Annotated in this window: 16 protein-coding genes; 13 read left to right on the plus strand and 3 right to left on the minus strand. The window is 61.2% G+C overall.

All coding sequences use genetic code 11. The features are described from left to right. Positions 1-29: 29 nt before the first annotated feature. The 3 genes from ACP7AP_RS01750 to miaA all read right to left on the minus strand — a co-directional run bounded on the left by ACP7AP_RS01750 (position 30) and on the right by miaA (position 3,980). Positions 30-1,724, minus strand: coding sequence for an ABC transporter substrate-binding protein (locus ACP7AP_RS01750; protein WP_426031609.1), 1,695 nt, complete (start codon positions 1,722-1,724; stop codon positions 30-32). A gap of 381 nt (positions 1,725-2,105) precedes the next feature. Beyond that, positions 2,106-2,966: an AraC family transcriptional regulator gene (locus ACP7AP_RS01755; RefSeq protein ID WP_426031611.1), complete on the minus strand. Its 861-nt coding sequence runs from the start codon at positions 2,964-2,966 to the stop codon at positions 2,106-2,108. A 141-nt stretch (positions 2,967-3,107) separates the two neighbouring features. Then, positions 3,108-3,980: a tRNA (adenosine(37)-N6)-dimethylallyltransferase MiaA gene (gene miaA, locus ACP7AP_RS01760; RefSeq protein WP_426031613.1), complete on the minus strand. Its 873-nt coding sequence runs from the start codon at positions 3,978-3,980 to the stop codon at positions 3,108-3,110. A 204-nt stretch (positions 3,981-4,184) separates the two neighbouring features. On the opposite strand from miaA, the gene pyrH reads away from it, so the two are divergent. The 13 genes from pyrH (at position 4,185) to lpxB (ending at position 16,279) form a co-directional block, all read left to right on the plus strand. Continuing rightward, positions 4,185-4,916, plus strand: a complete 732-nt coding sequence (gene pyrH, locus ACP7AP_RS01765) for a UMP kinase (protein ID WP_426031615.1) — start codon at positions 4,185-4,187, stop codon at positions 4,914-4,916. Positions 4,917-5,026: 110 nt separating this feature from the next. After that, positions 5,027-5,590 carry a ribosome recycling factor gene (gene frr / locus ACP7AP_RS01770; RefSeq protein WP_426031617.1) on the plus strand — a complete coding sequence of 188 codons (564 nt, stop codon included), beginning with the start codon at positions 5,027-5,029 and terminating at the stop codon, positions 5,588-5,590. Between the two features lie 142 nt (positions 5,591-5,732). Further along, positions 5,733-6,410 (plus strand): polyprenyl diphosphate synthase, encoded by a 678-nt coding sequence (gene uppS, locus ACP7AP_RS01775; protein ID WP_426031751.1) that lies wholly within the window; start codon positions 5,733-5,735, stop codon positions 6,408-6,410. After that, positions 6,407-7,198, plus strand: a complete 792-nt coding sequence (locus ACP7AP_RS01780; RefSeq protein ID WP_426031619.1) for a phosphatidate cytidylyltransferase — start codon at positions 6,407-6,409, stop codon at positions 7,196-7,198. Before uppS ends, ACP7AP_RS01780 begins: the two co-directional genes overlap by 4 nt. Beyond that, complete coding sequence (gene dxr / locus ACP7AP_RS01785; RefSeq protein ID WP_426031621.1) at positions 7,199-8,380, plus strand: 1-deoxy-D-xylulose-5-phosphate reductoisomerase; 1,182 nt, start codon at positions 7,199-7,201, stop codon at positions 8,378-8,380. Position 8,381: 1 nt separating this feature from the next. Further along, entirely contained in the window at positions 8,382-9,719 is a 1,338-nt protein-coding gene (gene rseP / locus ACP7AP_RS01790; protein WP_426031623.1) for an RIP metalloprotease RseP, read from the plus strand. Positions 9,720-9,795: 76 nt separating this feature from the next. Continuing rightward, the gene (locus ACP7AP_RS01795; protein WP_202905541.1) at positions 9,796-9,933 is read left to right on the plus strand and encodes a hypothetical protein; all 138 of its coding nucleotides are present in this window, start codon (positions 9,796-9,798) and stop codon (positions 9,931-9,933) included. A gap of 126 nt (positions 9,934-10,059) precedes the next feature. Further along, positions 10,060-12,384 carry an outer membrane protein assembly factor BamA gene (bamA, locus tag ACP7AP_RS01800; protein WP_426031626.1) on the plus strand — a complete coding sequence of 775 codons (2,325 nt, stop codon included), beginning with the start codon at positions 10,060-10,062 and terminating at the stop codon, positions 12,382-12,384. Further along, on the plus strand, positions 12,384-12,986 hold the full coding sequence (locus tag ACP7AP_RS01805) for an OmpH family outer membrane protein (RefSeq protein WP_426031628.1): 603 nt from the start codon (positions 12,384-12,386) through the stop codon (positions 12,984-12,986). Before bamA ends, ACP7AP_RS01805 begins: the two co-directional genes overlap by 1 nt. Positions 12,987-13,074: 88 nt before the next feature. Next, on the plus strand, positions 13,075-13,560 hold the full coding sequence (gene fabZ / locus ACP7AP_RS01810; RefSeq protein WP_426031630.1) for a 3-hydroxyacyl-ACP dehydratase FabZ: 486 nt from the start codon (positions 13,075-13,077) through the stop codon (positions 13,558-13,560). A gap of 3 nt (positions 13,561-13,563) precedes the next feature. Beyond that, on the plus strand, positions 13,564-14,361 hold the full coding sequence (gene lpxA, locus ACP7AP_RS01815) for an acyl-ACP--UDP-N-acetylglucosamine O-acyltransferase (protein ID WP_426031632.1): 798 nt from the start codon (positions 13,564-13,566) through the stop codon (positions 14,359-14,361). Next, positions 14,358-15,152: an LpxI family protein gene (locus tag ACP7AP_RS01820; protein WP_426031634.1), complete on the plus strand. Its 795-nt coding sequence runs from the start codon at positions 14,358-14,360 to the stop codon at positions 15,150-15,152. The genes lpxA and ACP7AP_RS01820 overlap by 4 nt, the downstream gene beginning before the upstream one ends. Next, entirely contained in the window at positions 15,140-16,279 is a 1,140-nt protein-coding gene (lpxB, locus tag ACP7AP_RS01825) for a lipid-A-disaccharide synthase (RefSeq protein WP_426031636.1), read from the plus strand. The genes ACP7AP_RS01820 and lpxB overlap by 13 nt, the downstream gene beginning before the upstream one ends. Positions 16,280-16,336: the final 57 nt, after the last annotated feature.

A 16,336-nucleotide genomic window follows, 5' to 3' on the forward strand; every position in this document is an offset into this window, starting at 1 on the left:
GCACTTGACGCGCCCGGACCAGAATCAGCTTAGGACAGCGACCACTTGTAGTGGTGGTGCTCGAACGACGGGTGCATGTCGACGTTGACACCTTCCTTGGCGTGGCGGAACAGCGAGCGCCAATACGGCTGGATGATATACCCCTCATCCTGCAGGATCGTCTCCAGCGTCACCATCACTTCACGGCGGGCATCGGCGTTGTCCAGTGACAGGGCTTTGGTCATCGCCGCGTCGAAGTCTTTGTTCGCCATGCCCGATTCGTTCCACGACCCGGTCGAGGTATAGGCGAGGCTCATGTTCTGCACCGCCAGCGGGCGGTGGTTCCAGGTGGTCGACGAGAACGGGTATTTCTGCCAGTCGTTCCAGAACGTCGAGCCCGGCATCACGGTGCGCTTCACCGTCGCTCCGGCGTCGCGCAGCTGGGCTGCGACGGCATCGGTGGTCGCCGCTTCAAAGCCGTCATCCAGCGAGATGATTTCAAACTCCGTCGTGTCCAGCCCCGCCGCTTTCAGCGCAGGCATCAGGCCAGCCGCATCAATGGTTTGCGCCGGGATCTTGGCATATTCCGGGTGGATCGGGCAGGCGTGGTGGTTTTCCGCCGTTGTGCCAAGGCCGTTATAGCCAAGTTCCAGCACAACTTTCGGATCAACCGCCTTCTGGATCGCCTGACGAACGGCTTTATCTTTGTAAAGATCGCCGTTGGCCGAGTTCATCCGCACCACGATGGTAGATGCGGTGACAGCTTCGATCTTCTTCCAGCCCAGACCATCCATCTGCTCGATGAAATCGCCAACGGTCTCATAGTTGGTGTCGATTTCTTCCGAAGATGCCAGCTGCACCATCGCCGAAGGATCGGTGCCGAAGTCAACGTAATGCACCTCGTCCAGCGGAGCCATGCCACCCCACCAGGTGTGGTTCGGTGCGCGCACCAGCACAACCTTTTGGCCGACCGAGACTTCTTGCGGAATGTAAGGCCCGGTGCCGATGGCGTTGGTCGACGGGTCAGTGCCATCAACGTAAGAGCTGTGCACAACAGCCGCCGGATAGTCGGCAAGGTTGGCTACAACGGCAATGTCCGGGATCGACATCGCCAGTTTGACGGTGGCATCATCGACTTTGACAACCGCGCCATCGCGCAACTTGTTCATCATCACGGCAGCGCCAGCTTCATCCATCTTATCGGTGCCATCGGCGTTCTTCGCCGCGACCGACTCGATCAGACCCGCAAAGCGCGAGGCCATCGCGTTGCCTTCAACCGAACCATCGGTCCAGCGGCCAAACATCCGTACCACGTCATCAGCGCTGAATGCATCGCCGTTGTTCCATTTGACGCCCTGACGCACCTTCAGGGTGTATTCGGTGGCGTCCGCATTGGCTTCCCAGCTGTCCACCAGACGGCCTTCAAAAGTGCCATCGGCGTTGTACTGGATCAGATATTCCAGCCAGCCGCGATAGATGTTGGCGATCTGCGGCCAGTCGGCCGTGCGCGGGTCTTTTTGCGCTTTGACTTCCATGGCGCAGCGCAGCACGCCGCCAACCTTGGCGTCTTGCGCGCGGGCCGGAGCGGAAAGCCCCAGCAAGCCGTAGGCCGCAGCGGCGGAAACGCCCAAAGCGGTGGTGCGCGACAGAAACTCACGACGGCTCAGTTTGCCATCCTGAACTTCCTGCGCATGCATATAAGCAGCCGGGTGCAAGGCGCGCTCGGTGGTGCGGGTATCGGTCATCGGTATCTCCCTGTAAGGCTAAAGCCTTTACGTTTTTTTGGCCGTTTCTAATCTGGCGATGCGCTGGAACCGATGCGGCTTCCGGTGACCTCTCCCCACGATGGGCACCCGAAACTTCCGCAATGGCATTGATGCGCATCACTTACCCATTCGGCACCTTTTCCGCCCATCCGTCAACGGCTGGATTCGTCCTTGCATACAACGTTAGCGACATTGGCGTGCCGGAAACCATGTTCAAACCGCTGCAAAATACAACATAGCCCCGGCATACACTCGGCATACAATGGTGTGCCGCGATTTCCGCCCCACGCGGAACATTGTCCGCCATCGCGGACGAATCGTTGTAAACGCTCTGGCTGTGCCTGCGGCGCTGCGATTCTGCTAGACCGCGCGGCGAAACGCGCTGGGCGAAAACCCGGTCAGATGGGCAAACGCGCGGGTGAAATAGGCAGGTGAGGTGAAGCCAAGGCTGGCGCCGATTTGCCCCACTGGGATCGTGGTTTCCGCCAGCAATTTGCGCGCCTCAAAGATCCGGCGATCCTGCAACAGATCAATCGCCGAGCGCCCGCAAGTCTCACGGCAGCAGCGCGTAAGATGGGTGGCAGTAACGCCCAGATCGCAGGCAAGCTCGCCCACGCCACGGCCACGGCGAAACTCTTTCTCCAGCAGCGCGGTATAGCGACCGACCAGGCGCCGGGCGGCATCCGGGCGCGGGGCATCGCTGCTGGCTTTGCTGGCTTGGCGTTCAATCCACACCCCCAAAAGCCCGAGATAATGCCGCGTCGCGCGATCATGCGCCGGCGTGTCGCTGTCCATCTCACGCTGGATCATGTCGAGCGTGACATTGACCTCTTGTTGCGCGTGTACTTCACGGATGCGCAGGTGCTGCGGCTCGGCGGGCAAGATAACGGTCGAGTTTTTGCCGAAAAACACCGCCGTGCCAAATACTTGCGGCCCAACCTCAAAGCCGTGCATCACGCCGGGCGGGATATAGATTGCGTTGTTTGCGGTATAGCCACGGGTTTGCCCTGCAATGGTGATGCGGCCCTGACCCTTGGTGAACCACAAAAAACAGCCCTCCGACAAAGACCGCATCGCCTCAACCCGCCAACGCCCGCCGGCTGCCAGACGCGGAATCGCGATCAGCCGCATTTGATCGGTATCGGGGCCGGATTTCACCAGAGTCTTGAGGTCGGTTTTCGCGTCGGTTTTCGGGCCAGTTTTAGGCGGGGGGGTCTTCATGATGCGCTGCCTGCTTTTGTATTTTTCCAACATGTAACCGAGGGTTGCAACACAACCCAAGCAAAAAGATGGCAGCCAGCGGAAGTTATCCACATAGGGCGCGGAAAGCTGTGGAGAACTCTGTGGGCGAAAGCCAGGCGCTTAGGGCAGGGTGATTTCGCGCCAGAGTTTCATCCGGGAACGGAACCAGGTGCGCTGCCGCTTGGCATATTGACGGCTGGCCAAAGTCGCGTCCTCGGCCGCCTCATTCAGCCCGATTTCGCCGCGCAAATGTGCCATCAACTCCGGCGCGCCAATCGCTTTCGCCCAAGCCTGCGCAGGTTGCCAGTGGGGCAGGGCCGCGCGCACCTCGTCCAGCGCGCCCTGCGCCAGCATCATCTCAAACCGCCGCGCGATTCGCGCATCAAGCCAAGCCACCTCGGGCCGGATCACCAACGCCTCAACACTCGCAAGCGGCAACACCGCTGGCCCGGTTGCATCCTGCCACGCAGCCAATCCCCGCCCGGTGCTCGCCTGCACTTCCCAAGCCCGCTGCACCCGCGCGGGGTTAAGCGGGTCAATCCGCGCCGAAGTACCTGCGTCCAACTCGGCCGAAAGCGCTGCAATCCCTTCCTCGGCCAACCGCCGATCCGCCAGCGCCCGCACCTCAACCGGAGTCGCAGGGATATCGCTCAACCCTTCGGTCAAAGCGCTGAAATAAAGCCCCGTGCCGCCGACAATCACCACCGGACGATCCAGAACGCCTTGCACCTCGCGCAGCCAATGCCCCACCGAATAGGCCTGATCGCGCGCCACATGGCCATAAAGCGCATGCGCCGCCACCGCCTCATCCGCGCGCGATGGCCGCGCCGACAGCACCCGCCAGCATCCGTAAACCTGCAAGGCATCGGCATTGACCACCACCCGGCCATCCCGCGCCGCAAGTTCCAGCGCCAAAGCCGATTTGCCACTCGCCGTAGGCCCGGCAATCAACACCGGAGCTTCCCGCGAAATCCGGCTCAAATCAAAACGCACGTCAGCCCCTTCACATTGGCATAAATACTACGGGGGTGTGGGGGCTGGCCCCCATTGCTTTCGCAGCAAAGCGACGCCGCATGTCGCTTCCCCCGTTGAACCTGCCCCGGTTTTGCGACATTTTACGCCCCAGTCAATCCAGCCCGTCAATCCAGCCCGTCAATCCAGCCCGTTCCTTCCTGCCCTTAAACCTAAGGATACCCCATGTCTCACCCCGGCGCGCCAAAAGTGACCTACAACCGGGTCATGCTGAAAATCTCGGGTGAGGCGCTGATGGGCGATCAAGGCTATGGCCTGCACCCGCCCACCGTGCAGCGCATTGCCGAGGAAGTAAAATCCGTGCGCGATCTGGGCGTAGAGATCTGCATGGTGATCGGTGGCGGCAACATTTTCCGCGGCCTCGCAGGCTCTGCCCAAGGCATGGAGCGCACCACCGCAGACTATATGGGCATGTTGGCGACGGTAATGAACGCGCTTGCGATGCAATCGGCACTGGAATCCATCGGCGTGTTCACCCGCGTGATCTCTGCCATCCCGATGGATCAGGTCTGCGAGCCCTATATCCGCCGCCGCGCCGTCCGCCACCTTGAGAAAAAGCGCGTCTGCATCTTCGCGGCAGGCACCGGCAACCCCTATTTCACCACCGATACCGCAGCCACCCTGCGCGCCAATGAAATGGCCTGCGAGGCGATCTTCAAGGGCACCAAAGTTGATGGCGTCTATGACAAAGACCCGAAGAAATACCCCGACGCCAAGCGCTACGACAACGTGACCTACGATGAAGTGCTGCAAAAGCACCTTGGCGTGATGGACGCCTCTGCCATCGCGCTTGCGCGCGACAACGACCTGCCGATCATCGTGTTCAGCTTGGACGAACCCGGCGGTTTCAAAGGCATCCTCGCCGGGCAGGGCACCTATACAAGAGTGCATGGGTAGGGCGGGGTTCACCCCGCCACCCCTAAACCCCTATACCTGTCAAAGCACTTGCTGTTATAGAACGGCAAAAGCCCTGCCACTTTGGGGCCGAAGACTCGAAGGAAGACCCTATGTCGGACGATCTTGAAATTGACCTCGACGCCATCCAGCGCCGGATGGACGGTGCGATGAACTCCCTTAAAGTGGAATTCGCCTCGCTGCGCACCGGGCGTGCCTCGGCCTCCATCGTCGAGCCGATCACGGTCGATGCTTACGGCCAGATGACCCCGATCAACCAGCTTGGCACCGTCAACGTGCCGGAACCGCGCATGGTGGTGATCAACGTCTGGGACAAGGCGATGATCGCCAAGGTCGAAAAAGCCATCCGCGAATCTGGCATCGGCATCAACCCGATCACCGACGGCCCCTTGATCCGCCTGCCGATCCCCGAGTTGAACGAAGAACGCCGCAAGCAGCTGAGCAAAGTGGCGGCGGGCTATGCCGAGAACACCAAAGTCTCGATCCGCAACGTGCGCCGCGATGGCATGGACCAGATCAAGAAGGCCAAGGCCGCCGGCATGGGCGAAGATGACCAGAAGATGTGGTCGGATGAGGTGCAAGACCTGACGGACAAAGCCATTCTCGCGGTGGATCGGGCCTTGGAGCATAAACAAGCCGAGATCATGCAGGTTTAACGCCTTGGCGCGCGGGCCCCTGCGCGCCACAATCTGTACAAATTTCCAGCCCATATTCGGGCGACGTAAGCAAGGTAGGGCGCGGTCCTTGGGCGATAAATCCGACACAAAGACCCGCGAGGCAGCACATGTCGCCATCATCATGGATGGCAATGGCCGTTGGGCCACAAATCGCGGCTGGCCCCGTCTCGTCGGCCACCGCAAGGGCGCCGAGCGCGTCAAGCAGATCGTCCGCGCCGCTCCCGAAATTGGCATCCAATGGCTGACGCTATACGCGTTTTCCACCGAGAACTGGAAACGCTCGACCGAAGAAGTCCTTGGCCTGATGTCGATCTTCGCGCGCTACATCGAGCGCGAGGCGGATCGTCTGGCTGCCGACGGCGTGCGGATGCGCTTTATTGGCGACCGCAGCAAACTCGACGCCAAACTGCAACGCCTGATGACCGGGATCGAGGCGCGCACCGCCAATCTGACCCGGCTGAACCTGACTGTGGCGATCAATTACGGTGGCCGCGATGAAATTGCCCGCACCATTCGCGCGCTTGCGGCAGAGGCCGCCGCGGGCCGCATAGATCCCGACCAGATCACCGATGCGATGATCAGCCGACACCTTGACACCAAAGGTCTCCCCGACCCCGATCTGGTGATCCGCACCTCTGGCGAAACCCGCACCTCGAACTTCCTGCCATGGCAGGCCGCTTATGCCGAATACGAATTCACCGAAACCCTGTGGCCCGACTTCACCATTGATGAGTTGGTCGGCATCCTCGCCCGCTTTGGCCACCGCGACCGTCGCTTTGGCGGCGTGGCCACAGCATGAGCCTGCAATCCGCACAATGGGCCGATCTGAAGCCACGCGTGCTGTCGGCGGCGGTGATGCTGGCAGTGGGCGCGGTTGAGATTTGGCTGGGCGGCTGGTGGTTCCTGATCCTGATCACGCTGTTGACGGCGGTGATGATCTGGGAACTCGCCCGGTTGTCGCAGCCCGCAGAGCCCCGCCTGGCACTGGCCATCGCAGCACTTGCCGCCCTTTGCATGATCGCAGATGAAGGCTGGCCCTCGGTTTCGGCCTGGATCGTATTTCCCCTCGTGCCCTTGGCCTTCATGGCCACACCGCGCCGCCAACAAAAGGCGGTGGCGGCGATTTCGGTGGCGGTTCTGGTCTCGGGCCACGGGCTGTTCGTTTTGCGCGATGAGGCGGGCACCATTGCCTTCCTGTGGCTGTTGGGCGTGGTGATCGTCTCGGATGTGATGGGCTATTTTGCCGGTCGTATCTTGGGCGGACCAAAGTTCTGGCCCGCCATCAGCCCAAAGAAAACCTGGTCGGGCACCATCGCGGGCTGGATTGGCGCTGCGATTTTCGGTGCGGGCTTTGTCGCGGCAGGCCATGGCACGCTATGGCTGATCCTGCTCTCTCCGCTTGTCGCCTTCGCGGGCCAGATGGGCGATATCGCCGAAAGCTGGCTGAAGCGTCGGGTCGGGGCAAAAGACAGCTCCAACCTGATCCCCGGTCATGGCGGCGTGCTGGATCGGTTTGACGCTTTAAGCGGGGCGATGGTGCTGGTGATGCTGCTGTCGCGGCTGTTTGATCTGCCGATTGGGGGCTAGATGCGCTCTGTTTCGGTTTTCGGTGCCACTGGATCGGTTGGGGAAAACACGTTTGATCTGCTGATGCGCGAGGGCGGGGCCAAGGCTCACCGCACCGTCGCTTTGACAGGGGGGCGCAATGTGGCGCGATTGGCCGAGATGGCGATTGCCCTGCGCGCCGAGATTGCCGTCACCGCCTTTGACGATTGCCTGCCCGCCCTGCGCGATGCTTTGGCAGGCACCGGCATCGCGGTGGCGGCAGGCACCCAAGCCGTGCATGACGCCGCCGACCGCCCCGCCGATTGGGTGATGAGCGCGATTGTCGGGGCTGCGGGCCTTGTGCCGGGGATGCGGGCTTTGCGTCACGGCGGTAAACTGGCGCTTGCGAACAAGGAAAGCCTTGTGACGGCGGGCCAGTTGCTGATGGCGACGGCTGCCGCCAATGAAGCCACCGTGCTGCCCGTTGATAGCGAACACTCGGCGATTTTTCAGGCGCTGGTGGGCGAGGATATGGCGGCGGTGGAACGTATCATCCTGACGGCATCGGGTGGCGCTTTGCGCGATTGGCCCATGGCGCGTCTTGCGGGTGCCACCGTGACCGAAGCCCTCGCGCATCCGAACTGGTCAATGGGCGCGCGCATCACCATCGACTCGGCGTCGATGTTTAACAAAGCCTTGGAAGTCATTGAAACCCGCGAGTTTTTCGGCGTTGACCCCGCACAGATCGAGGTGATCATCCACCCCGAATCGATCATCCATTCCCTCGTCGGTTTCCGCGATGGCGCGGTGATGGCGCACATGGGCGTGCCTGATATGCGCCATCCCATCGGCTATGCCTTGCACTGGCCGCAGCGCCAAACCCTGCCCGTGGCGCGTCTCGACCTTGCCGCTTTGGGTGGCCTGAGCTTCCGCGCCCCGGATGAGACCCGCTTCCCGGCGCTCAGGCTGGCGCGTGAGGTGATGGCCACGCGCGGCCTCGCCGGGGCCGCGTTCAATGCCGCCAAAGAGATCGCTTTGGATCATTTCATCGCAGGTGACTTGGGCTTCATGCAGATGGCTGCCGTAGTTGAGGCTACACTTAACCGTGTTTCGTCAGATTGCAGCCTTGGAATCGCCGCCCTCACCCTTGAGGATGTGCTGCAAATGGATCATCTGGCACGGATCAGGGCCGCCGAGGCGGTGAAATTGGTAAAGGGCAGCTAGCGTGGATTTCAGCAGCTTTGTGGCGTCATTTGGCGGTGCGGTTTGGTCGGGCCTGTTCTTCATCGTCGCGGTGGCGGTGATCGTCGCGGTGCATGAATACGGCCATTACATCGTCGGCCGCTGGTCTGGCATCCATGCCGAGGTGTTCTCGCTGGGGTTCGGCCCGGTGGTGTATTCTCGGGTAGATAAACGCGGCACCAAATGGCAGATCGCAGCGCTGCCGATAGGCGGCTATGTGAAATTCCTCGGCGACAAAGACGCAGCCTCTGCCCCCGATCAAGCTGCCTTGGGGGGCCTTACGCCCGAGGAAAAACGCCACACCATGTACGGAGCACCCCTGTGGGCCCGCGCGGCGACCGTCGCTGCAGGTCCGATCTTCAACTTCATCCTCGCCCTGATCGTGTTTATCGGCCTGATCACCTACACCGGGGTTGCCACCGAAACCCCGGTGGTGGGCCGCGTCAATGCATCGCCCTTTGTCGGCGAAACCATCCAACCCGGCGACCAGATTCTGGCGCTGAACGGCACCGCCACCCCGGATATTGAAAGCTTCGCCATCACCGCCAACGCGCTGCCGCCTGCTGCCACCGTGACCTACAGTATTGAACGCGCGGGCCAAAAACTTGACGTTGAAGGCGCGCATCCGTTCCTGCCGATGGTCGGTGCGGTGATGCCGCGCAACGCGGGCGGCGACGCGGGTATTCAAGTGGGCGATGTAATCGTGCAAGCCGCTGGCCAGGATGTCACCGCCTTCAGCCAACTGCCCGCTTTGGTCGAGGCCAGCCAAGGCCAACCCATCGCGCTGAAAATCTGGCGGCAGGGTCAAATCATCGACCTGACGCTATCGCCCAACCGCCGCGATCTGCCGAAAGACGGCGGCGGGTTTGAGACCCGCTGGATGATCGGCCTGTCGGGCGGCATGTTGTTCCAGCCGCAAACCCGCCAGCCAGGACCGTGGGAAACCGTCACTTTGGCCGTCGAGCAGGCCTGGTTCACCGCGAAATCCTCGCTCTCCGGCCTCTGGCACATCGTCACCGGCCAGATCAGCACCTGCAACCTCTCCGGCCCGGTCGGTATGGCCGAGGTGATGGGCGACGCCGCCCGCCAAGGGCTGGAGCAGTTCATCGGCTATCTCGGCATGATGTCGCTGGGCATCGGCTTGCTCAACCTGTTCCCGATCCCGGTGCTCGATGGTGGCCATCTGGTGTTCTTCGCCTATGAAGCGGTGTTTCGCCGCCCGCCGGCACCCAGAGTGATGAACATCCTGATGCTGATCGGGCTTATGGCCGTGCTCAGCTTCATGTTCTTCGCTTTGGGCAATGATTTCACCTGCAAATAGCCACAGCCCAAGCCATACTGCTGCCACATTCAAGGCGTAGCTTTTTGTCATCATCTGATGCGGAAAGGGCAAAACCATGCAAGCCGTGATGAAAAGCTATAAAGGCCTGTCGCTGCTGGTCTGGTTGAACTGGGATCGCCTGTTCACCGTCGGCACCGTCGTGGTCGGTCTGCTGGCAGGTGCCTTCCTTGGCACGGCGCTGTTTCACCGCTGATCTTGCGGCAAAATTGCGGCGCAGAATATCCTCGCATTGCTTACGATTTCTCCGGCCATCCTTTTGACATTGCTTGCGGTTGCAGGTAGTCAGATGCACAGGATTTAGTGCATTCAGGAGCGGCTCATGCGGGAAACAGCAAGCGCAGGTATTACGCGCAAGGGGATGCTCCGGGGTCTTGTGCGCCCAACCCTTGTTGCAATTCTGCTTTCCAGCGCAATGGTTTCTGAACCGTTCCTCACGCTTGCCCATGCCGAAAGCTACAGCTTCAGCAGCGTCACCGTGGAAGGCAACACCCGCGTCGATGCCGCCACGATCCTGAAATACGCGGGAATCGCCCGTGGTGAGACTTTGCAATCCGGGCAGTTGAATGACGCTTACCAGCGTATTTTCGCATCAGGTTTGTTCGAAACTGTTGATCTTGTGCCACAGGGCGGCACGCTTCTGATCAAGGTCAGAGAACTGCCGATTGTGAACGGTGTCGATTTTCAGGGCAACAAGCTGGTCAAAGATGAAAAACTGACCGAAATCGTCAAATCCAAATCGCGGCTGGTCTACAATTCGGCGCAGGCCGAGGCAGATGCGGCGCAAATCTCGGAAGCCTACCGGGTGCAGGGCCGTCTCGCCGCCACGGTTGACCCAAAAATCATTCGCCGTTCGGACAACCGCGTCGATCTGGTGTTTGAAATCACCGAAGGCAAAGTTGTCGAAAACGAAGGCATTTCCTTTGTCGGCAACCGCGCGTTCAGCGACCGTCGCCTGAAACAAGTGCTGCAAACCAAGCAAGCGGGCTTCCTGCGTCAGTTGATCAAGGCTGATACTTTCGTGCCGGAACGTCTGGAAGTTGATAAGCAGATGCTGCGCGATTTCTATCTGTCGCGCGGCTATATCGACGTGCAAGTGGTGGATGCCACCGGGCAGTTGTCGCGCGAACGCGATGCGACCTTCGTAACCTACACCGTCAAGGAAGGTCAAAGCTGGAAGATCGGTCGCGTCAGCACGGTGTCCGAGGTTGAAGGCGTCGATGCCGCCGAATTTGCCGCCGTGCAAAAGATGCGCTCGGGCGTCACCTATTCGCCCTCGATCATTGAAAACAACATCGCCCGGATGGAAAATCTGGCTTTGCGCAAGGGGCTGAACTTTGTCAGCGTCGAGCCGCGTCTGATCCGAAATGAGCGCGGCCAGACTTTGGATGTCGAATATGTCATCAAGCGCGGTCAGAAGGTCTTCGTCGAACGCATTGATATTGAAGGCAATACCACAACACTCGACCAAGTGGTGCGCCGTCAGTTCCGCACCGTCGAAGGCGACCCCTTCAACCCGCGTGAAGTCCGTCAGGCCGCCGAGCGTATTCGCGCGCTTGGCTTCTTCACCGATGCCAAGGTCGATGCCAAACCCGGCAGTAACCCGGATGAAGTCGTCGTCAACGTCGATGTCGAAGAAAAACCCACCGGCTCGATCAGCTTTGGCGCCAGTTTTGGCACCACCTCTGGTCTGGGTCTGAACCTCGGCTTCTCGGAAACCAACTTCTTGGGGCGCGGACAGGCTTTTGCGATCAATATCGCGACCGCTTCGGATACCAAGGACAGCGGCATCTCGTTTGTGGAACCGGCTTTGCTGGGCCGCGATCTGAAGCTGAAACTCGGCGTCTCGTATAATGAGACCAACAACGCCAGCGCGCTCTATGACACCCGCAAGGTTGGCATAACCGCCGGGCTTGAATTCCCGATTGCTGAACAGTCGCGGCTGGAACTGCGCTATAAGGCGTTTCAGGATACTGTGAAGGATGTGACTTCGACCTCAGCATTGCTGATCGCCGAGGGCGAGCGTGGCGCTGAATTCGGCTCGGGTCTGGGCTATAGCTACACCTTCGACAACCGAGTCACCGGTCTGAACCCGAAAAGCAGTCTGCTGTTCCGCTTTGGGCAGGATTTTGTCGGTCTGGGCGGCGATGCCAAATTTGTCGAAACCACCGCGCTGGCTGTGGCCGAGACCAAAGTCTTTAATGAAGACGTCACCCTGCGCGCGATCTTCCAAGGTGGTGCGGTCAACAGCTTTGGCGGCTACGACACCCGCGTCACTGACCGCAATTTTGGCAACGGCAAAATGCGTGGCTTTGACACCAACGGCATCGGCCCCCGGACGGCGGCTGGCGATGCCTTGGGCGGCAATTTCTACGCCACCATGAAGCTGGAGGCCGAGTTCCCGCTGGGTCTGCCGGAAGAATACGGCATCACCGGTGGTCTGTTCTACGACATGGGCTCGGTCTGGGGCTTGGACAACAACCCCGACGCTGTTGATGACGGTGCCCATCTGCGCGCCGCCGTCGGCGTTTCAATCCTGTGGACCACGCCGATCGGGCCGCTGCGGTTCAACTTCTCGAACGCGATCAAGAAAGAAAGCTATGACGAAGAGCAAAGCTTCGATCTGACCATCGCGACGAAATTCTGATGAGGCGGCAGGCGGCAGGGCTGGCTTTGGCGCTGCTGCTTGGCGTGTTCCCGCAGGCCTCAACGGCGCAAAGTGTGGTGCAAAAAACCGCCATCGTGACGCTGGATCAGGATCAGGTGTATCTCGGCACGCAATACGGCCGCGCCTTGCAAGCCAAGTTTGAGGCCGAATCCGCCGCGCTTCTCGCCGAAAATCGCAAGATCGACGCAGCACTTGAGGCGGAAGAACGCGACCTGACCACCAAACGCGCCACGATGACAGCACAAGATTTCCGCCCCTTGGCTGAAGCTTTCGACAACAAAGCCAATGAGTTGCGCAAAGCGCAGGAGGGGAAATCCACCGAACTTGCCAAATCGCGTGACGCGGACAGGCAGGCTTTCTTTCAGGCCGTCGCCCCGATCCTGGGCGATTACATGGTGGAACGCGGCGCTGTCGCCATTCTGGATAAATCCGCCATCGTGGTCAGCCTCGGTTCCATCGACATCACCAAAGAGGTGATCGCCCGCATCGACACAAGGCTGGGCGATGGCAGCAAACCAGCAGCCCCTAATCCACTGCTCCCAAATCCCCCGGCCCCCAATCCTCCGTCCCCCGCGCCCTAAGCCTTACGGTCGCAGGCTTGTTTCACCCGGCGGTTTTCGCTAGTCAGATCACATGCCCCGCCAAGAGGGCCGCACCTTCGGAGATCCCATGACCGACCAGCCCACGCCCGACCAACCCGCAGCGCCGCTGTCCGCTGACCTATCGCTGATCCAGCGCATCATTCCGCACCGCTATCCCTTCCTGCTGGTCGATAAAGTGCGCGACATCTACCCGAACAAATCCTGCGTCGGCATCAAGAACGTCACCTTCAACGAGCCGCAATTCCAGGGCCATTTCCCCGGAATGCCGATTTTCCCCGGCGTGATGATCATCGAGGCGATGGCACAAACCTCTGGCATCCTCGTTGGCCTTTCGATGGACCTTGTCGATAAAAACGCCACCGTGTTCTTCATGGGCGTCGATGCGGTGAAATTCCGCCGCAAAGTCGTGCCCGGCGATGTGATGGAACTGCATGTCACCGCCCTGCGCGGCGGCGGTCGGGTGTGGAAATTCGCAGGCCGCGCCATGGTAGATGGCGAACTCGCCTGCGAGGCTGAATTCATGGCGATGTTCGACGTGCCGAAGAAAGCCTAAAGCATGTCCATCCACGGAACCGCCCTTGTCCATCCATCGGCCTTTGTCGAGGAAGGTGCCACGATTGGCCCCGATTGTTTCATCGGCCCCTTCGCGCTGATTGGCGCCGAGGTGACACTGGCCAAAGGCGTCACGGTGAAATCGCATGCCGTGGTGACAGGCTGGACCGAGATCGGCGAGGGCACCACGATCTTCCCCTTCGCCTGCGTCGGTGAAGTGCCGCAGGATCTGAAATTCAACGGCGAACGCACCCGGCTGATCGTAGGCCAACGTTGTAAAATCCGCGAAGGCGCTACCCTGAACACCGGCACCGCAGGCGGTGGTGGGGTCACCCGCATCGGCGACGATTGCCTGTTGATGACAGGCGCGCACATCGGCCACGACGCCAGCTTAGGCAACCGTATCGTGCTCGCCAACCAAGTCGCCATCGCGGGGCACTGCCAGATTGGCGATGATGTGATCATTGGCGGGCTGTCCGGCATCCACCAATGGGTCCGCATCGGCCGTGGTGCGATCATTGGCGCGGTCACGATGGTGACGAATGATGTGCTGCCCTACGGCCTCGTGCAAGGCCCGCGCGGCAGCTTAGATGGTCTGAACCTCGTCGGCCTCAAACGTCGCGGCGTCGAGCGCACCGATATTTCCGCCATGCGCGCCGCCTATCAGGCACTGGCGCAGGGCGAGGGCAGCTTTCTGGATCGCGCCCGCCGTCTGGCCGATGAAACCGACAGCGACTATGTGCGTGAGATGACCGATTTCATCCTCTCCGCCACCGACCGTTCGTTCCTGACCCCAAAATGAGCAAGCTTGCGATCATCGCCGGGCAGGGCGCTCTGCCCGCCGCTTTGGTCGCAGCGCTGCCAGATCGCCCGATGATCTGCGCGCTGGACGGTTTCGCGCCCGAAGGCCTGCCGGTCGATCAGATCTTCCGCGTCGAACGCCTCGCTCTGTTCCTGCGCCTGCTCGAAGACCAAGCCATCACCCAAGTGATCTTCGCCGGAGCCGTCCAGCGCCCGCGCCTAGACCCCAGCCTGTTTGATCCACAAACCGCGCAAATGGTGCCGCGCCTGCTGGCCGCGATGCAAGCCGGAGACGACGCCACCCTGCGCGAAGTCATCGCCATTTTCGAGGAAGCGGGCTTCGAAGTGGTTGGTGTCGAAGCCATCGCCCCCGCACTCCTCCCCCCGGCAGGCGTGCTCACCGGAACCCTCACCGCCCAGCATGAAACCGACGCCAGCCGCGCCGAAACCATCACGGTGGCGCTCGGCACCGTCGATGTGGGCCAAGGCTGCGTCGTCTCGCAAGGCCTCTGCCTCGCTGTTGAGGCGCTCCCCGGCACCGATGCCATGCTCGCCAGCCTCAGCCTAATCCCCGCCAGCCTGCGCCCGAAAGGCGGCCTCTATTATAAAGCCGCCAAACCCGGCCAAGACCGCCGCATTGATCTGCCCACCATCGGCGTCGAGACCATCCGTCGTGCAGCTGAGGCGGGCCTGTCTGGCATAGCCTTCCAGGCAGGCTCGGTGATCTGCCTTGATCTGGCCGCCATGATCACGGCGGCACAGGCAAACGACCTGCTGCTATGGGCGCGCTAAAGCTGTTCCTGATCGCCGGAGAACCCTCTGGTGATCGCCTGGGGGCAGCCCTGATGGCGGGTCTGAAAACTCTGCACCCGGAAGTGACATTCCAAGGCGTCGGCGGCCCCTTGATGCAGGCCGAGGGGCTGAGCAGCCTGTTCCCGATGGAAGAACTCTCCATCATGGGCATTGCGGAAGTGCTGCCGAAGTATTTCCACCTCAAACGCCGCATCCGCGAGACCGCCGAAGCCGCGCTCAAAGCCGCCCCCGCCGCCCTGATCACCATAGACTCCCCCGACTTCTGCCTGCGCGTCGCCAAAATCGTCAAAACCACCAACCCGGCCCTGCGCACCATCCACTATGTCGCGCCCTCGGTCTGGGCATGGCGTCCGGGACGTGCGGCAAAAATGGGACGCGTCATCGACCACGTCCTCGCCCTGCTGCCGTTCGAGCCGCCCTACATGACCGCCGCCGGCATGAGTTGCGATTTCGTCGGCCACCCGGTCGTCTCCGAGCCCCTCGCCACGCCAGAGGAAACCGCCCAACTTGCAGGGCAGGGCCCGCTGATCCTGACGCTGCCCGGCTCGCGCAAAGGCGAAGTCAGCCGCCTTGCCCCAGTGATCGGCGAAACCTTGGCACTGATCAAAGCCCAACACCCCAACGCCCGCGTGGCCCTGCCCACCGTCTGCGGCGTCGAGGCTCTGGTGCGCGACCTCTCTGCTACATGGCCGATCCAGCCACAGATCATCACCGACCCCGCGCTGAAACGCGCCGCCTTCGCTGCGGCTGACGTGGCGATTGCCGCCTCTGGCACCGTCTCGCTGGAACTCGCGGCCAATAACTGCCCGATGGTGATCGCCTATGACATGCATCCGCTCACGCTCTGGCTGATGCGCCGCGCCGCCCTGATTGACAGCGTTACGCTGGTCAATCTCGTCTCAGAGACCCGCGCCGTCCCCGAGTTCATCGGCGAAAACTGCAAAGCCGCTCTTATCGCGCCCGCAATGCTGCGCCTGCTCGAAAACCCACACAGCCAAGACGCAGCCATGCACCTGACCATGCAACGCTTGGGGCAGGGTGGAGAACCTCCGGGTCTGCGCGCCGCAAAATCCGTCCTCGTCGCACTATCGCGTCAAATTACCTAAACCTTATCTAAAATTGTCATCCTCTCTGCTCAAATATCCCACGGGGGTCCGGGGGTG

Origin of the sequence: Cypionkella sp. TWP1-2-1b2 (assembly GCF_049896245.1) — a bacterium.
In the GTDB taxonomy this organism is placed as follows: Bacteria; Pseudomonadota; Alphaproteobacteria; order Rhodobacterales; family Rhodobacteraceae; genus Cypionkella.

Coding starts and splice junctions, on each gene's coding strand:
- ACP7AP_RS01780 (WP_426031619.1), top strand. CDS start 6,407: ATGAGCCTGCAATCCGCACAATGGGCCGATCTGAAGCCACGCGTGCTG.
- ACP7AP_RS01750 (WP_426031609.1), bottom strand. CDS start 1,724: ATGACCGATACCCGCACCACCGAGCGCGCCTTGCACCCGGCTGCTTAT.
- uppS (WP_426031751.1), top strand. CDS start 5,733: ATGGATGGCAATGGCCGTTGGGCCACAAATCGCGGCTGGCCCCGTCTC.
- ACP7AP_RS01795 (WP_202905541.1), top strand. CDS start 9,796: ATGCAAGCCGTGATGAAAAGCTATAAAGGCCTGTCGCTGCTGGTCTGG.
- pyrH (WP_426031615.1), top strand. CDS start 4,185: ATGTCTCACCCCGGCGCGCCAAAAGTGACCTACAACCGGGTCATGCTG.
- ACP7AP_RS01755 (WP_426031611.1), bottom strand. CDS start 2,966: ATGAAGACCCCCCCGCCTAAAACTGGCCCGAAAACCGACGCGAAAACC.
- lpxA (WP_426031632.1), top strand. CDS start 13,564: ATGTCCATCCACGGAACCGCCCTTGTCCATCCATCGGCCTTTGTCGAG.
- dxr (WP_426031621.1), top strand. CDS start 7,199: ATGCGCTCTGTTTCGGTTTTCGGTGCCACTGGATCGGTTGGGGAAAAC.
- ACP7AP_RS01820 (WP_426031634.1), top strand. CDS start 14,358: ATGAGCAAGCTTGCGATCATCGCCGGGCAGGGCGCTCTGCCCGCCGCT.
- lpxB (WP_426031636.1), top strand. CDS start 15,140: ATGGGCGCGCTAAAGCTGTTCCTGATCGCCGGAGAACCCTCTGGTGAT.
- bamA (WP_426031626.1), top strand. CDS start 10,060: ATGCGGGAAACAGCAAGCGCAGGTATTACGCGCAAGGGGATGCTCCGG.
- fabZ (WP_426031630.1), top strand. CDS start 13,075: ATGACCGACCAGCCCACGCCCGACCAACCCGCAGCGCCGCTGTCCGCT.
- ACP7AP_RS01805 (WP_426031628.1), top strand. CDS start 12,384: ATGAGGCGGCAGGCGGCAGGGCTGGCTTTGGCGCTGCTGCTTGGCGTG.
- frr (WP_426031617.1), top strand. CDS start 5,027: ATGTCGGACGATCTTGAAATTGACCTCGACGCCATCCAGCGCCGGATG.